We start from the raw sequence: 8,572 nt of genomic DNA, 5'->3' as shown, positions 1-8,572 counted from the left end.
GGCTCTCCTGACGCTTCCGTGGGTGTTCTGGCGAGCCGTTGACGAGGGCGCGCCGCTCTCTGCCTAGGTTTCTGGCTGTTGAGGTCAGTTACCTGAAGGGCGGAGAACGGCGTGCGGAACGCAAGCCTATGGCGGTCCTTGCTGGGCGTCGAGAAGACGGTCGTGGAGGGCATCGAGTTCGATGAGGACGACCAGCTCCTGGTGGCTCATGTCCGTCCCCGGGCTCGGGTGCGTGGCCGGTGCGGGCGGTGCGGGCGCAGGTCGCCCGGGTACGACCGTGGCGAGGGTCGGCGGCGGTGGCGGGCGCTGGATCTGGGCACGGTGCAGGTCTACCTCGAGGCCGACGCCCCGCGGGTGGCCTGCCGCGAGCACGGTCCCACGGTGGCCGCCGTCCCGTGGGCCAGGCACGGGGCCGGTCACACCGTGGTGTTCGACGAGCAGGTGGCCTGGCTGGCCACGCAGTGCTCCAAGTCCGCGGTCACCGAGCTGATGCGCATCGCCTGGCGCACCGTCGGGGCGATCATCACCCGGGTCTGGGCCGACGTGGAGGCCCTCGGCGACCGGTTCGCCGGCCTGCGACGGATCGGCATCGATGAGATCTCCTACAAGAAGGGCCACCGCTACCTCACGATCGTGGTCGACCACGACACCGGCCGGCTCGTCTGGGCCGCCCCGGGCCGGGACAAGGCGACCCTGGCGGCGTTCTTCGAGGCCCTCGGGCCCGACCGGTGCGCCGAGATCACCCACGTCAGCGCCGACGGGGCGGACTGGATCGCCGCCGTGGTCGCCGAGCGGTGCCCGAACGCGGTGCGGTGCGCTGATCCGTTCCACATCGTCAAGTGGGCCACCGAGGCCCTGGACGAGGTCCGTCGCCAGGCGTGGAACGAGGCCCGTGGCGCGGTCCGGCAGCGCCGGGCCGGGCGGGCCGGCGGGCACGCCAAGGCGCTCAAGCACGCCCGGTACGCGCTGTGGAAGAACCCCGAGAACCTCACCACCCGGCAGCAGGCCAAGCTCGCCTGGGTCGCCAAGACCGACCCGCGCCTGCACCGGGCCTACCTGCTCAAGGAAGGACTGCGCCTGGTCTTCCAGCTACCCGCCGACGAGGCCGAGACGGCCCTGGAACGCTGGATCGGCTGGGCCCGACGTTGCCGCATCCCCGCCTTCGTCGAGCTCCAACGCCGCATCGTCAAGCACAAGGCCTCGATCCTCGCCGCGATCGAGCACGGCCTGTCCAACGGACGTATCGAGTCCGTGAACACGAAGATTCGGCTCATCACCCGCGTCGCCTTCGGCTTCAAGTCCCCCGAAGCCCTCATCGCCCTGGCCATGCTCAACCTCGGCGGCCACCGACCCGTCCTACCGGGCCGGAACTGACCCACGGATCAGTCAGGAGAGCCAGATTTCTGCGACCGCGCCGACCCAGAACCCTCCGCGGGAACGTGTACGTGCCATCGGCTCCTGCTTTCGTGTCGGGTGGCGTGGTCGGTCTGCCGGTGTTCGGCGACGATCGCGTGCCGTAGGCGGGAACGGGCCGATGCGACCCATTGTCCCATCGAGGGTTCCGGGCTTGAAGTCCTGGAGCCCGGTGCTCGTGTCGTGGTCTTAGGTGGCGGTGCCCGAGTACAGGTAGACGCCTAGGGCTTCAGGTTTGCCGTCGAGGACGAGGTTCATGTCTTCGGAGGCGGTGCGGGTCATGCCCTGCTTCTCGTAGAACTGGAAGGTGCACAGGGAGTCGGTGTAGAGGTAGAAGTCGCTGCGTCCGAGGCTGCGGAGGTGGTCGAGGTAGTCGCGGTAGAGGGTCTTGCCGATGCCGAGTCCGCGGGTGCTGGAGTCCACGGCGAAGAGCGTCAGTTCGTCGGTCAGCGGGCTCGGGGTTTTCTTGCGCAGCTCACCGTATACGCGGTCGAAGGCGAAGTATTGGCGCATCGACTTCCACTGGGGCAGGCCGAGGATGCCGGCGCGGAGCGTGTGCGCCAGGGTCAGGAGTCGGTTGGTGAATCGGCCGCCGAGGCGTGGCTGCCCGTCGACTTGGCCCATGATGATGCCGACGACACGTTCGTCCTGGACCGCGACGCGGGTCCAGGTGCTGGCCAGGAGGCGCTCGCGCAGGTAGATCTCCAGCGCACTGTCAAGGACCAGGCGGCCGGTGACGTAGCGGTGGATGTAGAAGGCTTCGTTGATGATCTTCTTGATGTCCTCGGCGTCTTGCGGCTGGTAGGGGCGGTAGACGATGTTGGTCATGGCGTGGTTTTCCTTTCCGTGAATGGTGTGGGTCAGCCGGATGAGTCGTCACGTTGCGTGAGGGCGATCAGGTCGGCTTCGAGGGCGGTGCGGTCGGGCTCGGTCAGGACGGCTCCCCACAGCGGGGCGCTGTTGGACCCGTCGGTGGCGGCGATGACCATGCGAGCGATCGCGGGGTCGAGGCCGTCTTCGAAGAGCGCGCTGCGCCACTGCGCGGCGTCTGCTTGGGCGAGTTCTTCTAGGGCGGGCTCGAACATCAGGTGAGCGGCTAGGGCGATGTAGTCGCGTAGCCCGCTGGGGTCCCCGGCGTGAGCGAAGCTGACGCGGATGTAGGCGCGGGTGAGTCTGCCCGGGACCCCTTCGGGCTCGGCGGTCGCGGCCTGCTCGACGTGGCTGCGGAACTGGGTCATCAGGTTGGTGGCCACCCCGTTCAGCAGTGTTTCCTTGTTCGGGAAGTGGTAGAGCAGGCCGCCTTTGGAGACCCCGGCGGCCTCGGCGATGTCGGTCACGGGCACCGTGGTGCCGTGCCGGCCGATCAGGCGTGCGGCCGAGGTCAGGATGAGTTGTCTGGTCTCGTCTGCGCTGCGTCCGGCGGTCCGTGCCATGATGCGTCTCCTTTCTCGTGGGTTCGGTTCAAGGATTTCAGTTGTGGTCAGGTTTTCAGTGGTCGGCGGTGACGGCGTCCTTGTTGTTCGGGATGAGGGTGAAGGCCACGATCGCGGCGAGGACCATCACTCCCCCGGCGATCAGGGTGGTGGACTGCATTGCCGAGACGAACGCGTGCTGCGCGGCTTCCAGGACCGGGCTTCCGGGCTCGAGGACCGCGGTCGCCGAGGCGAGTGAGTCCTCGACCCGGGCCGCTACCTCGCCGGGAACACCTGTCGGCAGGTCGAGGCCTCCGCGGTAGAACACGCTCATCAGCGAGCCGAGGATCGCGATGCCCAGGGCCACGCCGAGCTCGTAGGCGGTCTCGGCGACCGAGGCCGCGGCTCCGGCCTTGGCTGGCTTGACGGCGGAGACCACCGCATCCACCGACAGGGTCTCGGCGACACCGATGCCCAGCCCGAGTGGGACCACGGCCAGCAGCACCCAGGCCAACTGCTCGCTGCTCTCCAATGCGGCCAGCAGCCCAAGCCCGACCGCGCCGGTGATCAGAGCCACCCCGATCGCCCGGCCGCGACCGAGACGGGTGAGGAGGAACCCGACCACTGCCACAGCGGCCATCGCCGAGAGGGCGGCGGGTAGCTGCGCGAGTCCGGCCTGGAGCGGGCTGAGGCCGCGGGCGAGCTGGAGGTACTGGGAGAAGAAGAACAGCACACCGCTGAGGGCGAACACCGAGATGAAGTTGACCAGCACCGCGCCGCTGAAGGCAGGCACGCGGAACAGGTCCACGTCGATCATCGGAGAGGCGGTCTTGCGCTGACGGCGCACGAACAGGATGCCGCCGACCACGCTCGCGATGATCGCCGCTGCGGTGAGGAGGTCGAACTTGCCGCCGGTGACCTGCTTGATCGTGTACACGAACGGGATGATCGCCAGCATCGACAGGCCGCTGGAGATCAGGTCGAACCGGCCGGGGTTGGGGTTGCGGGACTCCGGCAGCAACCACGCGCCCAGGCCGATGACCAGTGCCATGACGGGCAGGTTGATCAGGAACACCGAGCCCCACCAGAAGTTCTCCAGCAGTGCCCCGCCTACCAGAGGGCCAAGTGCGATGCCGCTGGCGGCCGCTGCCGACCAGATCGCGATCGCACGGGTGCGCTCAATCGGATCGGTGAAGATGTTGCGGATCAGCGACAGCGTCGAGGGCATGATCGTCGCTCCGGCCACACCCAGCAGCAGGCGTGCGGCGATGAGGACTTCCGCGGTCGGCGCGAAGGCGGCCAGGATGGAGGCGAGTCCGAACGCTGCGGCTCCGATCAGCAGCAGCTTCTTGCGCCCAATCCGGTCGGCCAGGTTCCCCATCGTGACCAGCAGCCCCGCCAGGGCCAGGGAGTAGATGTCCCCGATCCACAGCACCTGCGAGGCCGTCGGGGACAGGTCGGCGGTCAGCGACGGCACCGCCAGATACAGCACCGTGGCGTCAATGGCCAGCAGCAGCACCGCTCCCACCAGCACAGCCAGCGAGGCCCATCGCCTGGCTGGCGTCATCAGTTCATTCATGTTCAGTCTCCTCAGTATCTTCCTCAAACTAAACCGTCGTGCCGGTACAGTTCTGGTGGTAGTGCGCAGCCCGTACAGGACTGCTGGTGTGATGTGCGGCGAGGTGCCGCGTGGCGCTAGCTGGTGTGTTCGCTGCTGGTGCGTGCGAACGATGCCGCCAGGCTCGCGAACCGTTCCAGGCTCTGGCGGGCGAGGTCGTTGTCTCGGTGGGCCAGCCAGGACCAGGCGACTCCGTTAAGTGTGTCGAGGACGAGTTCGGCGAGCACTCGCTCGTCCTGGGCGAAGTCCAGACGCGCCTCGTCCGCCAGGCGGGTGATGTAGCCGGTGGCTTTCTCCAGGGAGGCGGCGTGCTCGTGCTGTGGCAGCTCCTGGAGTTCGGGGTCGCGCAGCGCGAAGCTGCCCAGGTCGAACAGGACCAACTGCGCGTCGGGGTCGGTCTCGATCTGTGACCAGAACGCCAGCAGCAAGGTGCGGATGTTCTCAAACGGGCTTGCATCGGGTGAAATATGCGGCCAGGCGGCCCCCAGGTCGATCTCGATGTCACTGGCCAGCAGGGCTGCGTACAGCTCCTTCTTGGAGTGGAAGCAGTAGTGAAACGCCCCGTGCGGCATCCCCGCCTCAGCGCAGATCGCACGGGTGCTCGCCGCAGCGATCCCGTCGCGCCTCATCACCCGCAGCGCGGCGGCCACCAACTGCTCTCGACGCTCGCCAGCGCTGATCTGTTTGCGCGGCGTACGCGCCTCTCCTCGATCGTCCATAGCCCCATCATACGCCTTGGGCACACGACGTGGCCAGTTGACCTAGGCGAGTGGCCAAGTTAGTGTGTTGGGAGACGTCACGCGGTGCCCGAACTCATGGCCGGGCTTCAGGCCGCACTCCGACCTCTGACCGGGTGCGCCCGCTCACAGCCAGCCACCAGGGGCGATGGACGGTTCGACCCGATAGATCGTGAACAGGAAGGCCCTTTCGATGACTCCTCCCAACGCCACCGGCACCCCTCGTATCCCCGGCCCTGCCGCCCTGCCGGTGGTGGGGAACCTGTTCGAGGTGCTGGGCGCTTCGCAGGAGACCTCAATCGAGTTCGCTGAGGACTATCACGCCAAGTACGGCGGCATGTTCGCCCTTGATGTGCTGGGCACGCGGCAGATCTTCGCCTCGGAACACGCGCTGGTGGCGGAGATGTGCTCCAGTCCGTTGTGGTCGAAGAAGGTCCATGACGCGATCGATCAGGTGCGCGACTTCGGTGGTGACGGGCTGTTCACCGCGTACAACGAGGAGCCGAACTGGGGGAAGGCGCACCGGTTGTTGATGCCGGCGTTCGGGACGATGGCGATGAAGGACTACTTTGGCCAGATGCTCGACATCGCCGAGCAGATGATGGTCCGCTGGGAGCGCTTCGGGCCAGACGTGGAGATCGACGTCGCCGAGGACATGACCCGGCTGACGCTGGACACGATCGCGCTGTGTGCGTTCGATGTGCGGTTCAACTCGTTCTACTCCGAGAACCATCACCCTTTCGTCGGTGCGATGGTGGGCGCGCTGACCGAGGCGGGGCTGCGCAGCGAGCGCCTACCGGGGGTGCAGCCGTTCATGGTCGGCACCAACCGCCGCTACCGCGAGGACATCGCCACCATGCGGCAGATCACCCAGGACATCGTCACGGCCCGCGCCGGTAGGCCTGTCGATCAGCGGCCTGATGACCTGCTGGAGCGGATGCTGTCGGCTGCGGACCCGCTCACCGGGGAGAAGCTGTCGGAGGAGAACGTCCAGTATCAGCTCGCGACCTTCCTCATCGCCGGGCATGAGACCACCTCCGGGCTGTTGTCCTTCGCGACCCACAAGCTGCTGACCCACCCCGATGTGCTCGCGAAGGCCCGCGAGGTGGTTGATGAGGTCTTGGGTGATCGGACCCCGGAGTTCGCTGACCTGGCCAAGTTGGGCTACATCGGGCAGGTTCTGCGTGAGACCCTGCGGCTGCATCCCACCGCTCCGGCGTTCGCGCTGTCCCCGAGTGAGGACACCACGCTGGGCGGATACGACATCGCCGCCGGAGAGAGCGTGATGGTGATGCTCCCGACCCTGCACACCGATCCGGCCGTGTGGCCCGAGCCGACGCGGTTCGACCCGGACCGGTTCTCCCCGGAACGGATGGATGAGATCCCCGAGTATGCGTGGATGCCGTTCGGCCACGGCGCACGGGCCTGCATCGGTCGTCCCTTCGCGTTGCAGGAGGCCACCTTGGTGCTGGCGATGATGCTCCAGCGCTTCGACATCGCCCTGACCGACCCCGGGTATGAGCTGAAGATCGCCGAGTCGCTGACGATCAAGCCCAAGAACCTCACCATCCACGCCGCCAACCGCCTCAGCCACACCCAGCTCCGCACCGACGCCACAGCACCCGCGTCCGCCCCTGCTCCTGCTCCTGCTCGGAAGGCGTCCGCCGCCGCGACACCACCGGCGGATGCGCACGGCACGCCGATGCTGGTGCTTTACGGCTCCAACGGGGGCAGCAGTGAGGGCTTGGCCCGCACCATCGCCGGCGATGGGGCCGCCCGTGGCTGGCACACCCGAGTGGCCTCCCTCGATGAGGCCACCGCGGACCTGCCCACGGCCGGGCCGGTCGTCATCGTGACCTCCTCCTACAACGGCACCCCACCCGACAATGCGAAGCGCTTCGTCGACTGGCTCACCACCACCGGCCCGGACCTGAGCGGTGTTGAATACCTGGTGCTGGGCTGCGGGAGCCTGGACTGGGCCGCCACCTACCAGCGCGTCCCCACCCTCATCGACGACGCCATGACTGCTGCCGGGGCCACGAGGATTCGTGAACGCGGTGCCACCGATGCCCGCACCGACTTCTTCGGCGACTGGGAACGCTGGTACCAGCCGTTGTGGCCCGAACTGTCCGAGCACTACCAGATCGAGGACACCGCCCCGACAGGCCCCCGCTACCGGATCGCCTCCACCAGCCAGCCCGCCGCCCATCGTGAGGAGGCCACCGCGATCGTGCTGGAGAACCGCGAGCTAGTCCGCGGCGACTCGCCCCGCTCCAAGCGGCACCTCGAACTCCGCCTGCCCGAGGGCATGACGTATCGCACCGGCGACTACCTCTCGGTGCTGCCGCAGAACCACCCCGAACTCGTCACCCGCATGCTCACCCGCCTGGCACTGCCAGGCGACGAGTTGGTGACCATCGACTCCGACGCCCCCAGCGGACGCATCCCCGTCGGAGTGCCGGTGCGGGTCGATGACCTGCTGACCCGCCACGTCGACCTGACCGCCCCAGCCACGCAGGGGGTACTCGCCTCGCTCGCCGAGACGACACGCTGCCCTCCCGAGCGCGCAGAACTCGAAAAGCTGGCCTCCCCTGAACAGGCGGACACCATCAGGCAGCGCCGGTTCTCACTGCTGGACCTGCTGGAGATGTTCGCCTCCTGCGAGGTCGACCTGGCCTGGGTGATCGAACGACTCCCCGCCCCCAGGGCACGGCAGTACTCGATCAGCTCCGCCGCCGAAACCCAGACCGAAGTAGCACTGACCGTCTCAGTCATCGAGGGCCCCGCACTCTCGGGGACGGGCACCTACCGAGGCGCGGCCTCCAGCTACCTTCAGCGCGTCCAGCCCGGCGACCGGCTCACCGTCACCCTCGCTTCGCCGACCGAGCACTTCCGGCCCCCAGCCCAGAACTCGATCCCGGCGATCATGATCGCCGCTGGCTCCGGCATCGCCCCGTTCCGCGGCTTCATCAACGCTCGTCATGCTCGCGCCACCGGCGGCGAACCGGCGGGTGAGACGGTGCTGTTCTTCGGCTGCCAGCACCCCGACTGGGACGACCTCTACGCCGAAGAGTTCGCCACCTACGAGGCTGCCGGGACGCTGCGCGTGCACCGGGCATACTCACGCAAGCCCGACGGCGAGGTCCGCTACGTCCAGCACCGGCTCTGGGCCGAACGAGACAGCATCCTCGACCTCATCGAGCAGGGCGCGCACGTGTATGTGTGCGGTGACGTCACCGGCATGGGGCCAGCGGTCGAGGAGACCCTGACCCGGATCGGCCAGGACGTCCACGGACCCAACTGGCTCACCGAACTCAGCCAGACCGGGCGATACGCCACTGACCTCTTCTGAGCCACTCACATGAGACTGCGGGCTCAGACGACTGACAGTT

The 8,572-nt window shown here is 67.7% G+C and carries 6 protein-coding genes; 2 read left to right on the top strand and 4 right to left on the bottom strand.

Going from position 1 to position 8,572, the window contains the following annotated elements; translation table 11 throughout:
* Positions 1–111 precede the first annotated feature (111 nt).
* On the top strand, positions 112–1,374 hold the full coding sequence (locus KZX60_RS11200; RefSeq protein WP_158493440.1) for an ISL3 family transposase: 1,263 nt from the start codon (positions 112–114) through the stop codon (positions 1,372–1,374).
* Positions 1,375–1,602: 228 nt separating this feature from the next.
* Here the strand turns inward: KZX60_RS11200 and KZX60_RS11195 are convergent, their stop codons facing one another.
* From KZX60_RS11195 to KZX60_RS11180, 4 genes are all read right to left on the bottom strand, one after another.
* Positions 1,603–2,241, bottom strand: a complete 639-nt coding sequence (locus KZX60_RS11195; RefSeq protein WP_036340964.1) for a GNAT family N-acetyltransferase — start codon at positions 2,239–2,241, stop codon at positions 1,603–1,605.
* Between the two features lie 32 nt (positions 2,242–2,273).
* On the bottom strand, positions 2,274–2,846 hold the full coding sequence (locus KZX60_RS11190) for a TetR/AcrR family transcriptional regulator (protein ID WP_036340967.1): 573 nt from the start codon (positions 2,844–2,846) through the stop codon (positions 2,274–2,276).
* 55 nt (positions 2,847–2,901) lie between these two features.
* On the bottom strand, positions 2,902–4,404 hold the full coding sequence (locus KZX60_RS11185; protein ID WP_036340970.1) for an MFS transporter: 1,503 nt from the start codon (positions 4,402–4,404) through the stop codon (positions 2,902–2,904).
* Between the two features lie 116 nt (positions 4,405–4,520).
* Positions 4,521–5,162 carry a TetR/AcrR family transcriptional regulator gene (locus tag KZX60_RS11180; protein WP_036340973.1) on the bottom strand — a complete coding sequence of 214 codons (642 nt, stop codon included), beginning with the start codon at positions 5,160–5,162 and terminating at the stop codon, positions 4,521–4,523.
* 211 nt (positions 5,163–5,373) lie between these two features.
* On the opposite strand from KZX60_RS11180, the gene KZX60_RS11175 reads away from it, so the two are divergent.
* Positions 5,374–8,532 carry a cytochrome P450 gene (locus KZX60_RS11175; protein ID WP_036340976.1) on the top strand — a complete coding sequence of 1,053 codons (3,159 nt, stop codon included), beginning with the start codon at positions 5,374–5,376 and terminating at the stop codon, positions 8,530–8,532.
* Positions 8,533–8,572 lie beyond the last annotated feature (40 nt).

The sequence above is a fragment of the Micrococcus sp. EYE_212 genome, from assembly GCF_023147585.1.
Lineage (GTDB): Bacteria > Actinomycetota > Actinomycetes > Actinomycetales > Micrococcaceae > Micrococcus.
The sequence above is the reverse complement of the archived record's forward strand: the minus strand, read 5'-3'. Positions and strand labels throughout refer to the sequence as shown.